General features: G+C 46.5%; 18 protein-coding genes. 9 read left to right on the forward strand and 9 right to left on the reverse strand.

Annotation, left to right across the window (positions count from 1 at the left end):
* Positions 1-74: 74 nt before the first annotated feature.
* The 4 genes from deoD (at position 75) to AB3F25_RS00445 (ending at position 7,091) form a co-directional block, all read left to right on the forward strand.
* Complete coding sequence (deoD, locus tag AB3F25_RS00430; RefSeq protein WP_373603576.1) at positions 75-794, forward strand: purine-nucleoside phosphorylase; 720 nt, start codon at positions 75-77, stop codon at positions 792-794.
* 335 nt (positions 795-1,129) lie between these two features.
* On the forward strand, positions 1,130-5,023 hold the full coding sequence (purL, locus tag AB3F25_RS00435; protein ID WP_373603577.1) for a phosphoribosylformylglycinamidine synthase: 3,894 nt from the start codon (positions 1,130-1,132) through the stop codon (positions 5,021-5,023).
* A 201-nt stretch (positions 5,024-5,224) separates the two neighbouring features.
* Positions 5,225-5,854, forward strand: a complete 630-nt coding sequence (locus tag AB3F25_RS00440; RefSeq protein ID WP_005697450.1) for a YkgB family protein — start codon at positions 5,225-5,227, stop codon at positions 5,852-5,854.
* A gap of 685 nt (positions 5,855-6,539) precedes the next feature.
* Positions 6,540-7,091, forward strand: coding sequence for a transposase (locus AB3F25_RS00445; protein ID WP_373603578.1), 552 nt, complete (start codon positions 6,540-6,542; stop codon positions 7,089-7,091).
* Between the two features lie 354 nt (positions 7,092-7,445).
* Here AB3F25_RS00445 and nlpD read toward each other — a convergent pair whose 3' ends face one another.
* The 5 genes from nlpD to truD are packed head-to-tail and all read right to left on the reverse strand — an operon-like array spanning position 7,446 to position 11,265.
* Positions 7,446-8,630, reverse strand: coding sequence for a murein hydrolase activator NlpD (gene nlpD / locus AB3F25_RS00450; protein ID WP_373603579.1), 1,185 nt, complete (start codon positions 8,628-8,630; stop codon positions 7,446-7,448).
* Positions 8,631-8,643: 13 nt separating this feature from the next.
* Positions 8,644-8,829, reverse strand: coding sequence for a lipoprotein (locus tag AB3F25_RS00455; RefSeq protein WP_373603580.1), 186 nt, complete (start codon positions 8,827-8,829; stop codon positions 8,644-8,646).
* Positions 8,830-8,842: 13 nt separating this feature from the next.
* A complete protein-coding gene (locus tag AB3F25_RS00460) occupies positions 8,843-9,418 on the reverse strand; it encodes a YqaA family protein (protein WP_373604299.1) in 576 nt (191 codons plus the stop codon).
* A 40-nt stretch (positions 9,419-9,458) separates the two neighbouring features.
* Positions 9,459-10,199 (reverse strand): 5'/3'-nucleotidase SurE, encoded by a 741-nt coding sequence (gene surE, locus AB3F25_RS00465; RefSeq protein WP_373603581.1) that lies wholly within the window; start codon positions 10,197-10,199, stop codon positions 9,459-9,461.
* 52 nt (positions 10,200-10,251) lie between these two features.
* Entirely contained in the window at positions 10,252-11,265 is a 1,014-nt protein-coding gene (truD, locus tag AB3F25_RS00470; RefSeq protein ID WP_373603582.1) for a tRNA pseudouridine(13) synthase TruD, read from the reverse strand.
* Between the two features lie 105 nt (positions 11,266-11,370).
* Between truD and rraB the strand changes: the two genes are divergently transcribed.
* The 3 genes from rraB (at position 11,371) to slyD (ending at position 13,316) form a co-directional block, all read left to right on the forward strand.
* Positions 11,371-11,823: a ribonuclease E inhibitor RraB gene (gene rraB / locus AB3F25_RS00475; protein WP_373603583.1), complete on the forward strand. Its 453-nt coding sequence runs from the start codon at positions 11,371-11,373 to the stop codon at positions 11,821-11,823.
* Positions 11,824-11,870: 47 nt separating this feature from the next.
* Entirely contained in the window at positions 11,871-12,605 is a 735-nt protein-coding gene (locus tag AB3F25_RS00480) for an SIMPL domain-containing protein (protein WP_373603584.1), read from the forward strand.
* A gap of 66 nt (positions 12,606-12,671) precedes the next feature.
* Positions 12,672-13,316 carry a peptidylprolyl isomerase gene (gene slyD / locus AB3F25_RS00485; protein WP_373603585.1) on the forward strand — a complete coding sequence of 215 codons (645 nt, stop codon included), beginning with the start codon at positions 12,672-12,674 and terminating at the stop codon, positions 13,314-13,316.
* Positions 13,317-13,649: 333 nt separating this feature from the next.
* On the opposite strand, the gene greB is transcribed toward slyD, so the two are convergent.
* The gene (gene greB, locus AB3F25_RS00490; RefSeq protein WP_373603586.1) at positions 13,650-14,129 is read right to left on the reverse strand and encodes a transcription elongation factor GreB; all 480 of its coding nucleotides are present in this window, start codon (positions 14,127-14,129) and stop codon (positions 13,650-13,652) included.
* Between the two features lie 2 nt (positions 14,130-14,131).
* Positions 14,132-14,710: a Uma2 family endonuclease gene (locus AB3F25_RS00495; RefSeq protein WP_373603587.1), complete on the reverse strand. Its 579-nt coding sequence runs from the start codon at positions 14,708-14,710 to the stop codon at positions 14,132-14,134.
* 94 nt (positions 14,711-14,804) lie between these two features.
* Here AB3F25_RS00495 and AB3F25_RS00500 point away from each other — a divergent pair, with 94 nt between their 5' ends.
* A complete protein-coding gene (locus AB3F25_RS00500) occupies positions 14,805-17,126 on the forward strand; it encodes a Tex family protein (protein ID WP_373603588.1) in 2,322 nt (773 codons plus the stop codon).
* 206 nt (positions 17,127-17,332) lie between these two features.
* Here AB3F25_RS00500 and AB3F25_RS00505 read toward each other — a convergent pair whose 3' ends face one another.
* The gene (locus AB3F25_RS00505) at positions 17,333-18,199 is read right to left on the reverse strand and encodes an alpha/beta hydrolase (RefSeq protein ID WP_373603589.1); all 867 of its coding nucleotides are present in this window, start codon (positions 18,197-18,199) and stop codon (positions 17,333-17,335) included.
* Between the two features lie 40 nt (positions 18,200-18,239).
* Positions 18,240-20,294, reverse strand: coding sequence for a TonB-dependent receptor domain-containing protein (locus AB3F25_RS00510; RefSeq protein ID WP_373603590.1), 2,055 nt, complete (start codon positions 20,292-20,294; stop codon positions 18,240-18,242).
* 294 nt (positions 20,295-20,588) lie between these two features.
* Here AB3F25_RS00510 and pckA point away from each other — a divergent pair, with 294 nt between their 5' ends.
* On the forward strand, positions 20,589-22,205 hold the full coding sequence (pckA, locus tag AB3F25_RS00515) for a phosphoenolpyruvate carboxykinase (ATP) (RefSeq protein WP_373603591.1): 1,617 nt from the start codon (positions 20,589-20,591) through the stop codon (positions 22,203-22,205).
* Positions 22,206-22,342 lie beyond the last annotated feature (137 nt).

Consider the following 22,342-nt stretch of genomic DNA (forward strand, 5'->3'; position numbering starts at 1 on the left):
GAAAGTTTTTTGCACCACGACCACGGGTATGCCTGGTGCCTTTATTCTAATTTAGTCAAAAAAGAGGTAATAGCATGACTCCACACATTAACGCACCCGAAGGTGCATTTGCCGATGCGGTGCTGATGCCGGGCGATCCGCTACGCGCTAAATATATCGCCGAAACATTTTTGCAAGACGTCAAAGAAGTGACCAACGTGCGCAATATGCTCGGTTTTACCGGCACTTATAAAGGCCGTAAAATTTCCGTAATGGGACATGGCATGGGCATTCCGTCTTGCTCCATCTACGCGAAAGAATTAATTACCGAATATGGTGTGAAAAAACTCATTCGTGTTGGTTCTTGTGGCGCCGTGAAAATGGACGTCAAGGTGCGCGACGTGATTATCGGTTTAGGGGCTTGTACCGACTCCAAAGTGAACCGCATTCGTTTTAAGGATAACGACTTCGCCGCTATCGCCGATTTTGGTTTGACCAGTGCGGCGGTTGAAGCGGCTAAACAAAAAGGTATTCCGGTCAAAGTGGGTAATTTATTTTCCGCCGATTTATTTTACACGCCGGACGTTGAAATGTTCGACGTAATGGAAAAATACGGCATCCTCGGCGTGGAAATGGAAGCGGCGGGCATCTACGGCGTCGCAGCCGAATTTGGCGCACGCGCATTAACGATCTGCACCGTTTCGGATCACATTCGTACGCACGAACAAACCAGTGCCGAAGAGCGTCAATTGACTTTCAATGAAATGATCGAAATCGCATTAGAAAGTATTTTAATTGATGATAAAAACGCGTAATTGGCGTTTTTAAGAAAGAAAAATGCGGTGAATTTCACCGCATTGACGACTTACTGATTTAGCACCGCATTGACGACTTACTGATTTAGCACCGCATTGACGACTTGCTGATTCAGCACCGCATTGGCGACTTGCTGATTTAGCACCGCATTGACGACTTGCTGATTTAGCACCGCATTGACGGCTTACTAATTCAGCATCGCATTACACAAAAAACGCACCGACAAAAGCCCTCAAACCCAAGTCAACTGTTGCGCAAACGTTTTCGTTTCCCTCAATTTTCCTTTATAATAGCCCGCAATTTTTGTTTCAATTCAACCTCAAAGGTAATCCTCATGTTCCAAATTTTCCGTGGCTCGCCTGCCCTTTCCGAATTCCGTATCAACGCCTTAATGCAAAAATTTCGACAAAATGATCTGCCGGTGAACGCCGTATATGCCGAATACGTGCATTTTGTAGAACTCAATGCGGTGCTCTCGGAGAAGCAGAAAATTAAGCTCAAAGAATTGCTCCATTACGGCCCGACTCTTGCCGAACATGAAGCCAAAGGGGAAAGTTTTATTGTGATTCCACGCATCGGCACCATTTCTTCTTGGTCGTCCAAAGCGACCGACATCGCCCATAACTGTGGTTTGAACGAAGTGGAACGCATTGAACGTGGTTTGGCGTATTACTTTGAATTGACACAGCCGTTAGACGAAAAAACAACAGAAAAACTGACCGCACTTTTACATGACCGCATGATGGAAACTGTGGTGCGCAAGGCGGCAGAGGCAGAAGTGTTGTTCCGTCAACAAGAACCGAAGCCGTTCAAAACCGTGGATATTTTAAACGGCGGACGCCGTGCCTTAGAAAGTGCCAACGTGGAGCTGGGTTTGGCATTGGCGGAAGATGAAATCGATTATTTAATGGAAAATTTCACCGCACTTGGACGCAACCCGCACGACATCGAACTGTATATGTTCGCGCAAGCTAACTCGGAACACTGTCGCCACAAAATTTTTAACGCCGACTGGATTATTGACGGCAAAAAACAGGATAAATCCCTGTTCAAAATGATCAAAAATACCTTTGAGAAAACCCCTGATTTCGTGCTTTCCGCGTATAAAGACAACGCCGCGGTGATGGAAGGCTCCAAAGCGGGACGCTTCTTCCCGGATCAAGACGGCATTTACCGTTATCACAATGAAGACACCCACATTTTGATGAAAGTGGAAACCCACAACCACCCGACCGCCATTTCCCCGTTCCCGGGTGCGGCAACGGGCTCCGGCGGTGAAATCCGTGACGAAGGCGCGACCGGTCGCGGCGCCAAACCAAAAGCGGGTTTGGTGGGCTTCTCTGTGTCCAACTTATGCATTCCAAACTTTGAACAACCTTGGGAAGCGCCACTTTCCAAACCGAACCGTATTGCTTCTGCCTTAGATATTATGTTGGAAGGCCCGTTAGGTGGCGCGGCGTTTAACAACGAATTTGGTCGTCCGGCATTGCTCGGCTATTTCCGTACTTACGAACAAAAAGTCAACAGTTTCAACGGCGAAGAAGTGCGTGGCTACCACAAACCGATCATGTTGGCAGGCGGTATCGGCAACATTCGTGCCGAACACGTGCAAAAAGGCGACATTCCGGTGGGCGCAAAACTGGTTGTGCTTGGCGGGCCTGCCATGAACATCGGCTTGGGCGGTGGTGCGGCGTCTTCTATGGCATCCGGTAAATCCAAAGAAAACCTAGATTTCGCTTCTGTACAACGAGATAACCCGGAAATGGAACGCCGCTGCCAAGAAGTGATCGACCGTTGCTGGCAGCTGGGCGATGACAACCCGATTGCCTTTATTCACGACGTGGGCGCGGGCGGCTTATCCAACGCCATGCCGGAATTGGTGCATGACGGCGGCCGTGGCGGTAAATTTGAACTCCGTAAAATCCTAAGTGACGAACGCGAAATGAGCCCGTTGGAAATTTGGTGTAACGAATCGCAAGAGCGTTATGTGCTTGCCGTTCACCCAGAAAAACTACCGAACTTTGAGGAACTGTGCCGCCGTGAACGCGCGCCTTATGCGGTGATCGGCGAAGCCACGGAAGAAGAACATTTAACGTTACACGATGACCATTTCAACAACAATCCGATTGATTTACCGATGGGCGTGTTGCTCGGCAAAACCCCGAAAATGACCCGTGACGTGCAGACGGCAAGCGTTAATGGCGAACCGCTTGAACAAAGTCAAATTCAATTAAAAGAAGCGTTACATCGCGTACTTCGTTTGCCTGCAGTAGCGGAAAAAACCTTCTTAATCACCATCGGCGACCGTACGGTGACCGGCATGGTGGCGCGAGATCAAATGGTCGGTCCGTGGCAAGTGCCGGTAGCAGACTGCGCAGTAACCACGGCGACATTAGACAGCTACTACGGCGAAGCCATGTCTATGGGCGAACGTACGCCGGTAGCATTACTCGATTTCGCTGCCTCTGCCCGTTTAGCCGTGGCAGAATCCCTCACCAACATTGCCGCTACGAATATCGGCGACATTAAACGCATTAAATTGTCTGCCAACTGGATGTCCGCCGCAGGCCACAAAGGCGAAGATGCTGGATTATATGCCGCGGTGAAAGCCGTGGGCGAAGAACTTTGCCCGCAATTAGGCTTAACCATTCCAGTGGGCAAAGATTCTATGTCCATGAAAACTACTTGGCAGGAAAACGGCGAGCAAAAAACTGTGACTTCACCGCTTTCGTTGATTATCAGCGCCTTTGCCCGTGTGGAAGACGTGCGCAAAACCGTTACCCCACAATTACGCACTGACAAAGGGCAATCACGCTTGTTGTTGGTGGATTTGGGCGAAGGCAACAACCGCTTGGGTGCTACGGCGTTAGCGCAGGTGTATGCGCAACTTGGCGATAAACCGGCGGATGTGGTCAACGCCGACGCATTGAAAAACTTCTTTAACGCCATGCAGGAATTGGTGGCGCAAGAAAAATTATTGGCATACCACGACCGCTCCGATGGCGGGTTAATCGTCACCTTGGCGGAAATGGCATTTGCCGGACATTGCGGCGTGGCAGTGGATATCAGCGCCTTGGGCGACAACGATTTAGCGGTGTTATTTAACGAAGAATTGGGGGCGGTAATTCAAGTGCGCGACAGCGATTTGAGTCTCGTGCGCGATGTCTTCGCCAAACACAACGTGTTGCACTTAGTGAAAGAATTGGGCGCCGTGACCGAAGACGACGAAATTGAAATCACTCGCGGCAACAAAGTGTTACTTAATGAAAAACGCTCCGAATTGCGCGGCATTTGGGCGGAATTGACCCATCAAATGCAACGTTTACGCGACAACCCTGAATGTGCCGACCAAGAATTTGCGGCGAAGAAAAATCCGCAGGACAAAGGCTTCTCCGCCCATTTAACCTACGACCCGAGCGAAGACATAGCAGCGCCTTATATCGCCACTGGCAAACGTCCAAAAGTGGCAGTATTGCGTGAGCAAGGGGTCAACAGCCATGTGGAAATGGCGGCGGCATTTGACCGCGCCGGCTTTGAAGCTATCGACGTTCACATGAGCGACTTGCATAATCGCCGTTATGACTTGCAACACTTCAATGCCTTGGTAGCGTGTGGCGGCTTCTCTTACGGCGACGTGCTTGGCGCCGGAGGTGGTTGGGCGAAATCCATTTTATTTAACCCACACTTACGGGATCAATTCAGCCAATTCTTTGAACGTGAAGACACGCTCGCACTTGGCATTTGCAACGGCTGCCAAATGCTTTCCACCTTGGCGGAAATCATCCCGGGCACGGAAAATTGGCCGCGTTTCGTGCGCAATAAATCCGAACGTTTTGAAGCCCGTGCCGCCTTGGTTCGCATTAACGAAAGCAACTCCCTGTGGTTCCAAGGCATGGCAGGCTCCCACATGCCAATTGCCGTTTCCCACGGCGAGGGCAGAGTGGAATTCAAAACGCCTGAAAATTTAACCGCACTTCAAGCACAAAACTTGATTGTGGCGCAATACATCGACAACAACCTCAACCCGACAGAAGTGTACCCGGCAAACCCGAACGGCTCCGCCCTTGGCATCACCGCCCTTTCCAATACCAACGGCCGCGTCGCCATTATGATGCCACACCCGGAACGCGTTTTCCGCACTGTGAGCAACTCATGGCATCCGGAAGAGTGGGGTGAAGATGGGGCTTGGATGCGGGTGTTTAGGAATGCGAGAGTGAATTTCAAATAATGTGAGCTTGCTCACAGTAAATTAATACAAAATAAGAGATACTAAGAAATTGTTATCTCTTTTTTATTGCATAAATTTTAGTAATAAAAAATGCCAACAATATTAGATAGTAATATTGTTAATGATTTATATAAATACTTTATATAAAAATTCTTGGACATTATGTCCGTTATATCCATTGAACTAAATAAGGAGTTCTGAATGAGTGCATTAGTTACATTGCTAGCTAATATTGTTGCGCCATTGCAACGTCAATTTATTAACTTTATCCGCATTGCGATTTGTGTTGTGATGGTTTGGATTGGAGGTTTAAAAGTTTGCCAATATGAAGCAGATGGTATTGCACACTTTGTGTCAAATAGTCCTTTCTTAAGCTTCCTTTACAAAAACGGTGCAAATGAAGTGACAAATGATAAGGGTGTTTTAGTAAAAGAATATACCTTATATAAAAACCCTGAAGGCAAAATGGTTGCAAAAAATATCGAATGGCATAAAGCCAATGGCACCTATACCGCTTCTTATATTATTGGCGCAATCATTGTGACAATTGGTATTTTAGTATTAGCAGGAATTTGGTCTCCAACACTTGGACTATTTGGAGGCTTACTCACCTTTGGTATGTCGATAGTCACGCTGTCGTTCCTCATATTTACGCCAGAAACCTGGGTGCCGAATTTAGGCGGGGACTTCCCAACACCTAATTATGGCTTCCCATATCTCTCAGGTGCTGGCCGACTCGTGATTAAAGATATTATTATGATGGCAGGCGGCTTAGTTGCTGCAGCAGAATGTGCGAAACGCTATTTAGAAAATAAAAAACAATTTGCTTAATTAGTTTAAAAGGCTTGCTGGGATAAATGGCAAGCCTTTTTTGTTATTGATAGGGGAGGAGTTGTGTTAATGGTTTTTTTTGGGGGTAGAATGGATTTGTAGTGGTACACTACGCTAAAAAGTGCGGTCGATTTTTTCTGAATTTTTTCGCCTACTTTTTCCATATGTGACTGGTTGTTGCTAGCCCCAAGATAGCGCGCGTCTCCTGACGCGTGCTTTTTTATGCTTTGAATTTAGGCACGCGTCGGGAGACGCGCGCCAGCGCTATGCCGGCAGTATAGAATGTGTTATCCTTGTTTATAGAAATTAATTTTGTTTTGTGATCTGAGTTCCAAGATAAGTGTTTAATTGTTGAATATCATTCTGTGCTAATTCTAAGGTGTGATGCAGCAAAAAAGTGCGGTCGATTTTTTCTGAGTTTTTTCGCCTACTTTTTCTGTACGTAACCTTGCTTGTTGCTAGCCTGCCCGCGATGATAGCGCGCGTCTCCTGACGCGTGCTTTTTTATGCTTTGAATTTAGGAACGCGTCAGGAGACGCGCGCCAGCGTTATTCCGGCAGTATAGAATGTGTCATCCTTGTTTATAGAAATTAATTTTGTTTTGTGATCTGAGTTCCAAAATGAGAGTTCAATTGTAGAATTTTTACTATCTGTTAATTATGTTTTACCAATTTTGAGGTGTGTGATGAGCAGAAAATATAAATTTAATAATAAAGAAGGAATCTATTTTGTTAGTTTTGCAACCGTATATTGGATTGATGTTTTTATTCGAGAATCCTATTTTGAACTGATGATTCAAGCGTTATCATTCTTTCGAAAAGAACGTGGAATGCTGATTTATGGATATTGCATAATACCTAGCCATGTTCATTTATTATTTCAAGCTAAAAAAGAGAATCCATCTGAGCTGATAAGGGATTTAAAAAAATTTACAGCAACGAATCTGGTGAATTTAATTCGTGATAATCAACAAGAAAGTCGTAAAGAATGGTTGTTGTGGATGTTCAAAAGGGCAGGAAAAAAAAGCTCCAATGTCACTCACTACCAATTCTGGCAACACCATAACCAACCCATTGAAATTCATTCCGATAAATTTTTTGACGAGAAGCTAGAGTACATTCATCAAAATCCGGTGGTGAGCGGGTTTGTGTCTGAGCCGCAGGATTGGAAATATAGCAGTGCGAAAAACTATTGGCAGGCGGTTGATCCTGTTTTAGACATTGATATTCTCAGTTAAAAAGTGCGCTTAAAAATCCACGATAGCCCCATGATTAGCACAAGCGTCCATGCTTGTGCTTTTTTCATTTTAGTTATAGGAACAAGCGTGGATGCTTGCGCCATCGTAGGGAAATGCTATATGTGATTGTGTAATTTAAATTGTTCATATCACAATTATTACCCCACGATAGCGCGCGTCTCCTGACGCGTGCTTTTTTACGTTCTGAATTTTGGGCACGCGTCGGGAGACGCACGTCAGCGGGGATTTGTCGGAGTTAAAAATAGCACCGCATTGAAGGCTTCAATGCGGTGCTATTTTTAGTGGAAACCCGCAATAACAGAGATTGCGGCGTTTGTGTGGGTGGCAGTCGAATTAATGTCTCGGTAAGTAACGGGTCGGATCCACCGATTTGCCTTTGTAGCGAATTTCAAAGTGGAGTTTTACCGCATTGGTGCCTGAGCTGCCCATTTTGGCGATTTCTTGCCCCGCTTTGATTTCTTGTTGGTCGGCAACGAGAATTTTATCGTTGTGTGCGTAAGCACTTAAGAAATCATCGTTATGTTTAATAATGATTAGATTGCCGTAACCGCGTAGTGCGTTGCCGGCATAGACCACGCGCCCCGCGGCTGCCGCTTTAACCGCTTGACCACGTGAGCCCGCGATATCGATTCCTTTATTACCGCCGTCGGAATTAGAAAAACCTTGGATGATGTTACCTGTTGCCGGCCATTGCCAAGCAACATTAGAAGCGATCGGCGCGATAACATTAGCGTTTGTTGCCGTCGTATTTTCTTCCGTGGCGACCGGTGCGCTTGGTGTGTTACTTGACGTGTTATAAGTCGGTGTTGGTGTGACGGAAGGTACGCCGGCGCCGGATTTAACCGGGCCGATAATGCTGCCGTCAGAACCAATTTGCGTGCCGTTTGCGCCCGGCGTATAGGTGACTGCCGGTGTGTTGTTCATCGCGTTCGATGCGGTGCTCGCAGCGACGGTCGAGGTGACGGTTTTAGTTGAACAATTACCGATTTTCAAGGTTTGCCCTACACTTAAATGATAAGGTTCGGACATATTGTTCAAGGCCGCTAACTCTTTTACGTCAATACCTGCCAGATATGCGATAAGGAACATGGTGTCGCCTTTGTTCACTTTATAAGTGGCACCTTTGTAAGAACCTTTTTGGATCTGGCTGTAATCCGGCGCATTGGTATTTGGGTTGCGCGGCACATTAACATGCTGCGCTCCACTACAATCGGAAACGGTTTTGCTCACGGTTTGAGTTTGCGTTTGTGTTTGCGTTTGCGCAGCGGGCTGATAAGTTGGTTGGAAATTTGGTTGCGGTGCTTGTTTGCCGACGGGCACGCTGTTACCCATATTGTTCGGCATGGAATTTTGTTGAATTTCAGGTTGCCAACTACCGCCGGCATTGCGATTATCAACCGGTTGCATTATTCCCGGAGAAAGAGAGCCGCCGGCATTTTCAATCGGTGCTTGCGTATTTGAAGAACAGGCCGTCAAAATCGCAACGCTTAAAGGCAAGAGTAAAAACGATTTGTTCATTTATTTTTCCTTCTTATTTCATTCCGTTCGGCATAGCTTGATATTCGATTTCCGGCATAAAGCTACCGCCGGCGATAGCGCCGGTCCCCTCCACCGGCAGCATGATGCCGTCCGGTAAGCTTTCGGCGTCTTTTGGTGGTTCGGAAGAACACGCGCTTAGTACGAACGCGATAGATAAGGCAAGTAATAATTTGTTCATTATTTATCCTATTTTATTTCAAAATTAAATAAGCAATTACGGCAAGTACAACAACCGACCAGCCGATAATTTCGATAGATTGGCGTAATTTTGCGGCGAATTTTTCCCCGCCCCAAGCGGCTAATTTCGCTACGAGCAAGAAACGCGCTGCGCGAGAAATCAGCGCGGTTAGGACGAACGGCAAAAATGCCATTTGCATCACGCCCGCACAGATCGTAAAAACTTTATACGGAATCGGGCTGAAGCCGGCAACAAACACTACCAACACGCCCCATTGTTCGAACCAGCCGACCGCCTTTGCCCAATGTGCGCCGTACCCCCATTGTTGCACGACACCTTGCACCCAATCGGTGGCGAAATAACCAACAGCATAACCGATCATTCCGCCTAAGACCGAAGCAATCGTTGTATAGAGCGCGAATCTGATTGCACTTTTTGGTTTTGCCATGGACATCGGAATTAACATCACATCCGGCGGAATCGGGAAGAAGATCGCTTCGATAAAGCTCACGAAAGACAGCCAAAGCGCCGCAAAACGGTGCTTCGACCAAGCCATGGTTTTATCGTACATTGCGCCAAAAATATTTATTCGATTCATCTTTTGCATTTAAATTCGACAAAAAAACGCATTATTCACGTTCCAACCAGCCTTGTAAAGCTTGCAATGAGTGATGCGCCGTCATATCCGCTTGAATCGGTGTGATGGAAACATAGCCGTTTTTCACCGCGTAAAAATCCGTACCTTCGCTTTCGTCTTGCGGCAAGCCTGAAGGACCGATCCAGTAAATGGCTTCATCCCGCGGATCTTTTTGTTTAATCACTTCCGCCGCGGAAGAACGATAACCCAAGCGACACACTTGGTAACCTTTGAGTTCGTCGTAAGGTAGATCCGGCACGTTAATGTTAATAATTTCACGCGGGTTTAATAATTGGTTATGCAATTTCGGAATCAAATCCGCCACCACACGCGCTGCCGTTTCATAATGCTGACGGCCGTCCAGCGACACCGCGATGGCCGGTAAGCCCAAGTGACGCCCTTCCAATGCGGCAGCTACAGTGCCGGAATACAGCGTATCGTCGCCCATATTGCAACCGGCGTTAATACCTGACACCACCAAATCCACTCGGCCGGACAAAAAGCCATTTAACGCCAAATGTACGCAATCCGCCGGCGTACCGTTAATGCAATAATCACCGTTATCCAAATGGCGCGGACGTAACGGTTCCACTAAGGTCAGCGAACCGGAAGCCGCACTGCGGTTGCGATCCGGTGCGACAATCACTACATCGGCAAATTTGCGCAATTCCGCCGCTAAAACCCGAATGCCTTCGGCGTGAAAGCCGTCGTCATTACTTAATAAAATTCGCATTGTACTTCCTTATGATTGGGGGCTATAGATCGCAGATGTCATATTTGTGAGCTCAACAAAGCTTAACTAATTCTCGAACCAATGCGGTGGCATAACTGCCTGCCGGTAGGTAAAAATTTAATTTCAGCCCGTCTTCGATAAATTGCCAATGAAAATCCTGCGCGCGCATTAATAACGGACGGCGCGCGGCTTTCATTTTTTCCTGTTTCATCAACGGTGCAAACGCATCGTGTTGCGCCACAATGGTATTTTCGATGTCTGCGGCGGCGAGGTTCGGTTCGCCGATTAACGGCCCGGTGAGTAAGATATCATTGTGCGCCAGACGGGCCTCCAATGCGGTGCTATTTTCACCTTCCGCAACCCGAAACCAACTGTGTGAGCCGTTTAATTGCAGGATATCGTTCGGCAAAATTCGATTCGCCACGTCTTGCTCAATGCGCGCCGCCACCACTAAATTAAAAATTTCGCTACGCGCAGCGGACAGGTAAAAACTGCGTTTTTTACGCTCTTTTACCTTAATTTCACCTTGCGCCCAACGCAATGCCTGCGTCAGATTATAACCGTCGCGACCGAAACGTTGTTCCGTAAAATAATTCGGAAAACCGACATTTTGCACCAAATCCAAGCGCGTTTTCAGTTCATCGGTCGGTTGCGCGCCGCGTAATAAAATTTCGAAATAATTGCCCCGTAAGCTGCCGGTACGGATTTTACGGTTATGTCGGGTCACGGCTAAAATTTCCACGCCCTCCAATTCAAAGCGGCTGAAATCCGGTGTTTCTCGTCCCGGCATTTGTAGGCAAAACCATTGTTCGGTAACGGCTTGACGATCTTTTAAGCCGGCATAACCCATATTGCGTTCCGATACGCCCGCAAATTTCGCCAATTTTTCACCGACAAATAAAGTGGTTGCGCCGGTTTTGCGCACTTTCAATGCCACGAATTCGCCTTCGCCCGACATGTCGTAGCCGAGATCTTCTTTTACAATAAAATCGGCACATTGTTGTTTTAGCAACGCGGTGGATTGGGGTGGCGCGCTTAAGGTGAGATAAGGCAATTGTTCGAGCATGATTTCGGGGTTTTATCGGAAAATAACGGAGCGAAATTTTATGCGACTTTCGCCTATTTATCCACTAAAATAAGCGCACTTTTTACCCCCAATAAGGAACCGATTATGACTGACTTTACCGAGCTTCAAAGTGAAACTCGCGAAATTATCGCCGATTTATTAAACGACGGCAGCGATCCTACTGCACTTTATATTATTGAACATCACGTGGCGCATGATAATTTCGATTTATTAGAAAAAATCGCGCTGGATGCGTTCAAAATGGGCTATGAAGTGTCCGAAGCGGAAGAGTTTGAGGATGATGACGGCAAGCCGCTTTTTTGTTTCGACATTATTAGCGAAGTGGAATTAAAGGCAGAAATTATCGATGCGCAACAAAAAGAAATTTTGCCGTTAATCGAACGGCATCAAGGCGTTTACGACGGTTGGGGCACCTATTTTGAGGATCCGAACGCCGACGAAGACGAATATGGTAATGACGGCGAATTTTTCGACGAAGAGGACGAAGAGGAGGAGGAAGAAGTCGAAGAGGAAGCCGAAGGCAAGCGTTTACATTAATTAACTTCAAACCGCATCGAAATCGTGCGGTCTTTTTTTACGGAGAAATGATGAAATTAAAAACCTTAAGTCTCACTTTATTGGCCTTTTCTTTTGTTTTATCGGCGCGCGCTGACGCCAACGCCGCACAACCGAACAATGTCATCGCCTTCAATGTCATCGCCTTCAATGTCGAGGCGGAACGCCAAATCGAACGCGATTTAATGCAAGTGAATTTATTCTATCAAAGCGAAGGCAAAAATTTGTCGGCGCTCAATAAAACCGTTAATACGCGTTTAAATAAAGCAATCGGCATCGCCAAACAATATCCTGCAGTGGCAATTCAAGGCAACACGCGTAATACCATGGTACAATATGATGGCAAAGGCAAACAAAGCGGCTGGCTGGCGCGCGTTGAACTTATGTTGGAAAGCAAAGATTCGCAAGCGCTGTCCGACGTAATTAACGCCTTAAACGATACGCTCGCAATCGAAAATATTTCAGCATCGGTGTCCGACGAGAAATTAACGCATGTAGAAAACGAACTCACTCAAGCCGTTCTGGAAAAATTCAAAAATAAAGCTTTGTTAATTCAAAATACTCTGCAGATGAAAAATTATCGCGTGATGGATTTGAATATCTCTGCAGCCAATGAACACAATTATGCGCCCGTCTATTATGAGCCGACGGCGAAATCTGCGCTTACGCTTTCGGAATCTGCCTCCAATGCGGTGCCGTTGGAGAATGGCAAAGAAACCGTGCGTATGCGTGTTAAGGGACGAATCGAGTTGTTTAGCGATTAATTTGCTATACAATTCTTTTTTCTTCTATACAATGGCGACACTTTTTATACAAATAAGGAAACTGCAATGAACGTAGCAAAAAACGTGGTGGTGAGCATTGCTTACCAAGTGCGCACGCAAGACGGCGTGTTAGTGGACGAGGCGCCGGCGAATCAACCGTTGGAATATTTACAAGGCCACAATAATTTAGTCATCGGTCTTGAAAAAGCCCTTGAAGGCAAAGCGGTGGGCGATAAATTCGAAGTGCGTGTGCAACCGGAGGAAGGTTACGGCGAATACAACGAAAGCATGGTGCAACGCGTGCCAAAAGAGGTGTTCCAAGGCGTAGATGAATTGCAAGTGGGAATGCGTTTCTTGGCAGACACCGACATCGGCCCGGTTCCGGTGGTGATTACCGAAGTGGACGGTGACGAAGTCGTCGTGGACGGTAACCATATGTTAGCCGGTCAAGAATTACACTTTACCGTAGAAGTGGTCGCTACCCGCGAAGCGACTTTAGAGGAAATCGCTCACGGCCACGTGCATGGCGCGCACGATCACCATCATCATGATGATGAAGATGGCCACGGTTGCGGTTGTGGCGGGCACGGCCATCACCATGCTCACGAACATGAGCACGAACACGAACATGGCGGTTGTTGTGGCGGCGCTCACAAACACGAACATGGCCACGATCATGGTCATGGCGGCTGTGGATGCGGCGGACATTAATCACAGCATTCTGCATAATAAAAAAGGCAACCTAAGGTTGCCTTTTTTGTTTTGACGCGCGTTCAATGCGGTGCTGATTCAAAAGTTCAAAAGGTAGCATGATCTTATCGATTGCGCGCCTTTATTGATTTCATGATGTACTTGTTACATTGCTTTAAAGGGTTGCCACGATGCCAAATCGGTTTGCTGAAGTTGTCATTCAAATTTAGCACCGCATTGAACCCTTGCCGTACGGGGGGGCAATGCGGTGCTAATTGGCTGTCGTGGCAATCGGACTGTCGTTGGTAAGAAAATTACGCGCCTTGTGTACTATCGCGCGGTCTAAACTTTAACTTACACTTTTTCATACCAAATTTGATTTATATACAGCGTTACGCGTCCGGACGGAGTTTCGACCTTGACTTCGTCGTCGACTTCTTTGCCGATTAAGGCGCGCGCTACCGGCGAATCGATAGAAATCCAGTTTTTGACGGGATCAAATTCGTCGCTGCCAACCAGACGATATTGTTTTATCTCGCCGTTTTCCTCTTCCAGTTCTACCCAAGCGCCAAAGAAGACTTTTTGTTCTTGTTTCGGGTGGTAATCGACGATTTGCAGCACTTCCAAACGTTTGGTTAAAAAACGTACGCGGCGATCGATTTCGCGTAGCCGACGTTTGCCGTAAATATATTCGGCATTTTCGCTGCGATCGCCCAATGCTGCCGCATCAGACACCGCTTGCGTGACTCTCGGGCGTTCTTCTTTCCACAAAAATTTGAGTTCTTGATCCAAGGCGTTCCAACCTTGGCGTGTGATGTAATTTGATTTTGCCATAATTAATCGAATAAGGTTTCGGTGGAAAAGCGTAACTCGGGGAAGCGCGTCGATGCCGCCATATCGCCTTCGGTAATCGGCGCAAGACCGATATATTTGCCCTTTTCCAACAGAAAAATTTGAATGTTTTTTTCTTCTGGACGCACTACCCAATATTCCGCCACGCCGTTTTCTTGATAAAGCTCGAATTTGTCTTTCATTTCACGCTTGGAATTGCCCGGCGAAAGAATTTCCACCACTAAATCAGGTGCGCCCAAACAACCGCGATCATCAAGTTTTGAAGGATCGCAAATGACGCACAAATCCGGTTGTACGACGGTTTTGATATTGCCTTTTTCATCGGGGAAACGGACATCAAAAGGGGCAAAATATACTTCGCAAAGATGTTCCGCAAAATGAGAATCAAAGGCGCGATTAATTTTACGCAAGATTTTTTGATGCATCCGGGCCGGAGCTGGCGACATCGGCATAATTTTGCCTTTAATTAATTCCACCCGTTCTTTCAACTGCCACATTAAATAATCGGCATAGGTGTAGGATTTATTTAAATCTAGCTGGGACAATTTGGTAATAGTCGTCATAAATCCTCCTTACTAAAAACGATCGAATTATATTTGAGCCATCTTACCAAAACCAGTATGCTATGTCCCATTTTCATTAACCGGACGTATTGATATGTTAAATCAACAAATTAGCCAAATTATTGCAGCAGAACTCAACGTAGCGCCACAGCAAATACTCGCCGCCATTCAACTGTTGGATGATGGCAACACCATTCCTTTTATCGCCCGTTATCGTAAAGAGGCGACCGGCGGTTTGGACGATACGCAATTGCGTCATTTTGAAACCCGCTTGGGCTATTTGCGCGAGTTGGAAGAGCGTCGTCAAAGCATTTTGAAATCCATTGATGAGCAAGGCAAACTCACCGACGAATTGCGTGCGCAAATCGAAGCGACACAAAGCAAAACCGAGTTGGAAGATCTCTATTTGCCTTTTAAACCGAAACGCCGCACTAAGGGACAAATCGCCATTGAAGCGGGATTGGAACCGCTTGCCGATTTATTGTGGAACGCGCCGGAAAACGAGCCGGAATCTGCCGCAATTTCTTTTATCGATGCGGAAAAAGGCGTGCCGGATGCGAAGACCGCATTGGACGGCGCGCGTTATATTTTGATGGAACGTTTTGCCGAAGATGCTCAATTATTGGCAAAAGTGCGCCAATATTTACAGCAAAATGCGCAAATTGAAGCGAAAGTAATTGAAGGCAAAGAAGCCGAAGGGGCGAAATTCCAAGATTATTTTGAGCATACGGAATTACTTAAAAATGTGCCTTCGCACCGCGCATTGGCGATGTTGCGCGGACGTAACGAAGGCATTTTGCAACTCGGCTTAAATGCCGATCCCGATGCAGAAGAGGGCGCGCGCCACAGTTATTGCGAAGAGATTATTCGCGACCATTTGGGGGTGCATTTGAACGGACAGCCGGCCGATAAATGGCGCGAACAAGTGATTGCTTGGACGTGGAAAATCAAACTTTCCCTGCACTTAGAAACCGAATTAATGGGCGCATTGCGCGAGAAAGCGGAAGAAGAAGCCATTGACGTTTTTGCCCTTAATCTCACCGCACTTTTAATGGCCGCCCCCGCCGGTTCTAAAAATACCATGGGGCTTGACCCGGGTTTACGTACCGGCGTGAAAGTCGCCGTGGTGGATAACACCGGGAAATTATTGGATACCGCTACCGTTTACCCGCACACCGGCCGTGAAACCGAGGCCCAGATGACGCTGTTCGGCTTAATTCGCAAGCATAAAGTGGAACTCATCGCCATCGGTAACGGCACCGCATCGCGCGAAACCGAACGCTTTGCCAAAGAAGTGATTAAAGAAATCAAAGAGAATAAACCGCAAACCGTGGTGGTTTCCGAAGCCGGCGCATCCGTTTATTCGGCTTCAGAATTTGCGGCAAACGAATTCCCGAATTTAGATGTCTCGTTGCGCGGTGCGGTGTCCATTGCACGTCGTTTGCAAGATCCGCTTGCCGAACTGGTGAAAATCGAACCGAAAGCCATTGGCGTAGGGCAATATCAGCACGACGTAAATCAAAGCCAACTTGCGCGTAAACTCGATGCGGTGGTGGAAGACTGCGTAAATGCCGTGGGCGTCGATTTGAACACCGCATCGGCGCCGTTATTGGCGCGCGTGGCGGGAATGACAAAGACGTTGGCGCAAAATATTGTGGCTTATCGTGACGAAAACGGCCGCTTCGACAGCCGCGAACAACTGAAAAAAGTGCCTCGCTTAGGGCCGAAAGCCTTTGAGCAATGCGCCGGTTTTATGCGCATCGCCGACGGTAAAAATCCGCTCGATGCTTCCGGCGTTCACCCGGAAGCTTATGCTTTGGTGGAAAAAATTCTGCACGCCACACAACAATCCGTTCACGAATTGATGGGCTCCAATGCGGTGCTTAAACTGGATGCGAACCAATTTACCGACGAACGTTTCGGTTTGCCGACGGTGCAAGACATTTTCAAGGAATTGGAAAAACCGGGACGCGACCCGCGCGGCGAATTTAAAACCGCCACATTTGCCGATGGCGTGGAAGACATCACGGATTTGAAAGCCGGTATGATTCTGGAAGGCACCATTACGAATGTGACCAATTTTGGCGCGTTCGTCGATATCGGCGTACATCAAGACGGATTAGTGCATATCTCGTCACTTAGTGACAAATTCATCGAAGATCCGCATCAAGTGGTAAAAACCGGCGATATTGTGAAAGTGAAAGTATTGGACGTGGATGTGCCGCGCAAACGCATCGCACTGACGATGCGATTGGATGAAAATACGGCGAAAAATAGCGATAAAGCCGACCGCACTTCATCCGCCAAACCTCGTAGCAATGTGCCTCGCCAAGCGCGCAATGTGCGCGGCAATGTGTACGGCAACGGCGCTATGGGCAATGCCTTTGCCGATGCGTTAAAAAATTGGAAGAAATAACGGTGCATTGACTCCGTTGTTACACAACGCTGACATTTGCCGTTTCGCTTTCGCCACGTGTTATCAAAATAGCACCGCATTGGAAGTCGCTTCAATGCGGTGCTATTTGCTTGTTTGATAAGCGGTTCAACAAATCCGGTCGCGTTTTAGGGCGGCGACGTCCGAAATAAATGCGAAAGAAAAGGCGATAAAATATCGCCTTGTTTTTACCGATTTTGAATCCGTTCCAGCGTAAGTCGAATCGCGTCTTTAATTGAAGTGCCGTGATTTTTTCCTTCGATTAATTTAAATTGCGTCTTCACACCTTGTTCTGCAAGAGCGTTGGCAAAATCTTGCGCGTTCATTGGCGCCATTTTTTGTCGCTGACGAATTTTATCCTGTTGTTCGGGGCGAATGTCGGGGTCGCGTTGTGGATATAATTCAAATTCCCCCAACGTAACTGAAACGAAGTCCGGCTTCGCGGCAAGCCAAGGTTTTTCGCGCGCCAAAAATTCACCGTTTCCCCACCATAATGAAGGGCTGGCGAGGGTGTAATCTTGAAATAAATCCGGTTGATGAAACAACACGTAAATGCCGAATAGGCCGCCGAAAGAATGGCCGAAGAAAAATTGGCGCGCTTCATTTGGTGCGTAATGTCGGGCAATATCAGGTTTGAGTTTGGTTTGCAAAAAGCGTAAAAAACCTGCTGCCTGTCCGCCTTGACGGAACGCTTCGCCTTGTGCCGGGAAGGTGTAATCACGCGTGCGTTCCTCCAAGACGTAAGCTTTATCTGAAACGTAACCGATACCGATAATTAACGGCAACGGCTTGTTCGGATCCACCGCATTTACTGCTAAAGGAAACTGTGCGTTGCCGTCCAGCAGGTAAAGCACGCTTGGTTTTTGCGCGGTTTTGGTTTTCGCTTCGGCAATAAACAGCCGATAGATTTTATTTTCAAAAGGCATATCTTGCTGATGAAAAAAATAATGTTGTTGCATGCTCGGTTGAATTTGCGGAATTTGAAAATCGGGTTCGGCTTGCACGATGCGTGTAGCGCTGAACCCGATGAAAACTAGAAAAAATAGTCTCAGCATAATAGAACGGCGGCATTCGGTAAAATGCCGCGATACGTCGTTAGAATGTGATATTTAAATTCGTCCAGAGACGACGACCGTCTTCCACGGTCCAGCTGCCGCCGTTGGTGTTCACGCGTTCGCCGATTTGATTGGTGAGATTTAACAGCGCAACGTTTAAGGAGACGTTCGGACTGAATTGGTAAGTACCACCGACATCCAGTGTGACGTAACCGGCGCGAGTGCGGTAGCGATTACGGTTGTCACCATTACGCGGATTCGCCCAAATTTGTTTGCCTTTATAAGCTAAGCGGGTATAAGCGCTGAAGTTGTCGTTGGCCATCCAATTCAGTTTAGCGCTGGCGCTATGTTTCGGCGTGTTATCTAACGGTAAACCGCGCAAGCTGGCGCGAGAAGCCGATAAATCTTCATCGGATTTGCGTTTGGAATGTTGATAAGTATAGGAAAGATCCATATTCCAACGTGGGTTGAACGGAATATGTGCGCTCATTTCCAGTCCTTTAATATTGGCTTTGCCGACGTTGCTATATTCGTATAAACGGGCGCGTGTCGCCGGATCTGTTCGGCCGGTGTCGTGACTGGTAAGTTTGTTTTTAAAATCCGTGTTAAAGACGGTCAGACCGACGTTCAAGTCATCACGGTTGTATATTAAACTCAATTCTTCATTTATGCTGGTTTCCGGTTTTAAATTCGGGTTACCGTAAATCACGCCGGCACCGCGTTCGGTCGAAGTAATGTAGCTTTCGCTTAATTCACGAATACTTGGTGCGCGGAAAGCTTTCGCCACGCCACCTTTTAAGCTGAATTGATCGTTAATATGGTATACGCCGTAGATACGAGGGTTCCAGTGGGTACCGAATTTTTCATGGTGATCGAAACGGCTACCGAGAGTCAGTAAGAATTTATCGGCAAAATTGATTTCGTCTTCAGCAAAGAACGCATATTGTTTAATTTTATTTGTAGTGTTTTCATAATTCACTCTAATCGGGCGTACTCTGCGGTTAACGCTTAATACCGAATCATCTCGCAGTTTGGCCTGTTGATATTGTCCGCCGAAGACAAAGAAATGATTTGCAGCCGGTAACATTAATTTCCCATCAAAAACATTGTTGGTAATTTCCGGTTTGCGGGAATCTGTTACGCCGTTTGTGCTGACTTCGCGTTTTGCCTTTTCTTGATAAAAACTCAATTCTGAGGCCATAAAATTCCAATCCGCTCGGTGGGTTAGTGACCAATGATTACGAATTGCTCGTGTGTTGCTTGGGTTATTAGGCGTTGTACTGCCGCCGCGCGTTGTGAAAAGTGCGATAGATTTTCCCGGTGTTTCATCTTTTTCGAGGAAGTGGCGACCGCCTTCTAAAATAAAGGTTTGTTTATCGGTCGGTGTGAAAGTCAATTTCGTATTGAGATTGCGGTTTTTATTTTTATTAGATGCACCGACGATTTCGTCTTCTTGGCGATAATTACCGCCGCCATAAATTTGCCAACCGAGTAAATTTTTAATTAGCGGGCCGGAAACAAAAAAGTTACCGTGATAACCGTCACCGAATGCGGTTTTATCGTGCACGGTAAAACCGCTTGAAAGTGAGCCGGTCCATTCTTCCGTGGCGTCTTTCGTAATAATGTTCACTACGCCACCCATAGCGTCGGAACCATACAGGGAAGACATTGGGCCACGAACCACTTCAATGCGTTCAATTGCATTCAATGGCGGCATAAACCCGCCTTCAAAACCACCGTTACCGTTCGGACGGGATTCGCGCGTATTCTGACGACGACCGTCCACCATAATTAACGTGTAGTCAGGCGGTAAACCGCGTAAGGAAATATCTGTGCGATTGGCATTACTGCCGCTGACATTTACACCAGGTACGTCTTGTAATGCATTTTCCAGATTATTGACCGGATGTTGTTTTAGCTGTTGCCGATTTATGACGCTAATACTTGCCGGCGCATCTTTAAGAGCTTGCGAAGTGCCTGCGGCAGTTACCACGATTTCATCAAGTTTTTCCGTTTTTTGCTCATTTGCCGTCGCGTTTGCGGCAAAAATGCCACTTAAGGCTAAGCTGATTGAGGTAAGTTTCATTAGTTTCATAAAGGTTCCTTTGGTTATTAAGAATTATTCCTATTTATCATACAGAAACTTGTTAAAATCTCAAAGAAGCAATTCAGTTAATGTTAAATTTCGATCGTTTCACTCAAAATATCCTCCGCTATCTTTCATTATTTTTTGCTTTGATTATTTTTGACTTTCATCACAGATTTCAACTAAAAAAAGCATGAAATGGAGTTGATTTCCCAAAATGAGATCTAGTTAACATTTTTTTTAATGGTCTTTCTTTAGAATAAACCTAACTAAATTTTAAACTTTGATCTATAGAGGTGACTTATGACAGACGTGAAAAAAGTAGTTAAAGAACTCGAAGCCCTTGGCATTTATGACGTAAAAGAAGTTGTCTACAATCCGAGCTATGAACAATTATTTGAAGAAGAAACTAAACCGGGTTTGGAAGGCTTTGAGAAAGGCACATTAACCACCACCGGTGCGGTGGCCGTGGATACCGGTATTTTTACCGGTCGTTCGCCAAAAGATAAATACATTGTATTAGACGAAAAAACCAAAGATATCGTTTGGTGGACTTCCGATGCAGCGAAAAACGACAATAAACCGATGAATCAATCCACATGGCAACACTTGAAAGATTTGGTCACCAATCAACTTTCTCGTAAACGTTTGTTTGTCATTGATGGTTTTTGCGGCGCCAGCGAAAAGGACCGCATTGCGGTGCGCATTGTGACCGAAGTGGCGTGGCAAGCGCACTTTGTGAAAAACATGTTTATTCGCCCGACGGAAGAACAACTTAAAAACTTTGAGCCGGATTTTGTAGTAATGAATGGTTCTAAAGTGACCAATCGGAATTGGAAAGAACAAGGCTTAAATTCCGAAAACTTCGTGGCCTTTAACTTAACTGAACGCATTCAATTAATCGGCGGTACTTGGTACGGTGGTGAAATGAAGAAAGGGATGTTCTCCATGATGAACTACTTCTTACCGTTGAAAGGCGTGGGTGCAATGCACTGTTCTGCTAACGTAGGTAAAGACGGTGATGTGGCGGTATTCTTCGGCTTGTCCGGTACCGGTAAAACCACGCTTTCCACTGATCCGAAACGTCAATTAATCGGTGACGACGAACACGGTTGGGACGATGTGGGTATCTTTAACTTTGAGGGCGGTTGCTACGCAAAAACTATCCACCTTTCCGAAGAAAACGAACCGGATATTTATCGCGCAATCCGTCGTGATGCGTTATTAGAAAACGTGGTTGTGCGTGCAGACGGTTCCGTAGATTTCGATGACGGTTCTAAAACAGAAAACACCCGCGTGTCCTATCCGATTTATCACATCGATAACATTGTTAAACCGGTTTCCCGCGCCGGTCATGCCACTAAGGTAATTTTCTTAACGGCAGACGCGTTCGGTGTGTTGCCACCGGTTTCTAAGTTGACACCGGAACAAACCAAATACTATTTCTTATCCGGCTTTACGGCGAAATTAGCGGGTACAGAACGCGGTATCACCGAACCAACACCGACTTTTTCTGCCTGTTTCGGTGCGGCATTCTTAACGCTTCACCCTACCCAATATGCGGAAGTGTTAGTAAAACGCATGCAAGCGGCAGGGGCAGAAGCTTACTTGGTGAATACCGGTTGGAACGGCACGGGTAAACGTATCTCCATTAAAGATACGCGCGGTATCATCGACGCCATCTTAGATGGTTCAATCGAAAAAGCCCAAATGAGCGAATTACCGATCTTCAATTTAGCAATTCCTAAAGCCTTACCGGGCGTTGATTCTGCTATCTTAGATCCGCGCGATACTTACGCTGACAAAGCGCAATGGGAGGCAAAAGCGAAAGATCTTGCCGGTCGTTTCGTGAAGAACTTCGAAAAATACGCGACTAATGCAGAAGGCAAAGCATTGATTTCTGCCGGTCCTAAAGCGTAGTTATAAAAATTTGTTAAAAATCCGCCGCACTTTGGTAAATCAAAGTGCGGTGTTTTTTTGTCTGATAATTAATATTCGGCAATTGGAGTCGTTATTACGGCATTAGTTATAAATTTAAAAAAACGAGCAAGATGTTC

Origin of the sequence: Aggregatibacter sp. HMT-949, assembly GCF_041734645.1 — a bacterium.
In the GTDB taxonomy this organism is placed as follows: domain Bacteria; phylum Pseudomonadota; class Gammaproteobacteria; order Enterobacterales; family Pasteurellaceae; genus Rodentibacter.

What these genes read in the sequence shown, in the direction of transcription:
- AB3F25_RS00510 (WP_373603590.1), bottom strand. Translation starts at nt 20,294, where the DNA reads ATGAAACTAATGAAACTTACCTCAATCAGCTTAGCCTTAAGTGGCATT.
- greB (WP_373603586.1), bottom strand. Translation starts at nt 14,129, where the DNA reads ATGGCAAAATCAAATTACATCACACGCCAAGGTTGGAACGCCTTGGAT.
- AB3F25_RS00500 (WP_373603588.1), top strand. Translation starts at nt 14,805, where the DNA reads ATGTTAAATCAACAAATTAGCCAAATTATTGCAGCAGAACTCAACGTA.
- AB3F25_RS00495 (WP_373603587.1), bottom strand. Translation starts at nt 14,710, where the DNA reads ATGACGACTATTACCAAATTGTCCCAGCTAGATTTAAATAAATCCTAC.
- rraB (WP_373603583.1), top strand. Translation starts at nt 11,371, where the DNA reads ATGACTGACTTTACCGAGCTTCAAAGTGAAACTCGCGAAATTATCGCC.
- nlpD (WP_373603579.1), bottom strand. Translation starts at nt 8,630, where the DNA reads ATGAACAAATCGTTTTTACTCTTGCCTTTAAGCGTTGCGATTTTGACG.
- AB3F25_RS00445 (WP_373603578.1), top strand. Translation starts at nt 6,540, where the DNA reads ATGAGCAGAAAATATAAATTTAATAATAAAGAAGGAATCTATTTTGTT.
- AB3F25_RS00440 (WP_005697450.1), top strand. Translation starts at nt 5,225, where the DNA reads ATGAGTGCATTAGTTACATTGCTAGCTAATATTGTTGCGCCATTGCAA.
- AB3F25_RS00455 (WP_373603580.1), bottom strand. Translation starts at nt 8,829, where the DNA reads ATGAACAAATTATTACTTGCCTTATCTATCGCGTTCGTACTAAGCGCG.
- surE (WP_373603581.1), bottom strand. Translation starts at nt 10,199, where the DNA reads ATGCGAATTTTATTAAGTAATGACGACGGCTTTCACGCCGAAGGCATT.
- AB3F25_RS00480 (WP_373603584.1), top strand. Translation starts at nt 11,871, where the DNA reads ATGATGAAATTAAAAACCTTAAGTCTCACTTTATTGGCCTTTTCTTTT.
- AB3F25_RS00505 (WP_373603589.1), bottom strand. Translation starts at nt 18,199, where the DNA reads ATGCTGAGACTATTTTTTCTAGTTTTCATCGGGTTCAGCGCTACACGC.
- purL (WP_373603577.1), top strand. Translation starts at nt 1,130, where the DNA reads ATGTTCCAAATTTTCCGTGGCTCGCCTGCCCTTTCCGAATTCCGTATC.
- pckA (WP_373603591.1), top strand. Translation starts at nt 20,589, where the DNA reads ATGACAGACGTGAAAAAAGTAGTTAAAGAACTCGAAGCCCTTGGCATT.
- deoD (WP_373603576.1), top strand. Translation starts at nt 75, where the DNA reads ATGACTCCACACATTAACGCACCCGAAGGTGCATTTGCCGATGCGGTG.
- slyD (WP_373603585.1), top strand. Translation starts at nt 12,672, where the DNA reads ATGAACGTAGCAAAAAACGTGGTGGTGAGCATTGCTTACCAAGTGCGC.
- truD (WP_373603582.1), bottom strand. Translation starts at nt 11,265, where the DNA reads ATGCTCGAACAATTGCCTTATCTCACCTTAAGCGCGCCACCCCAATCC.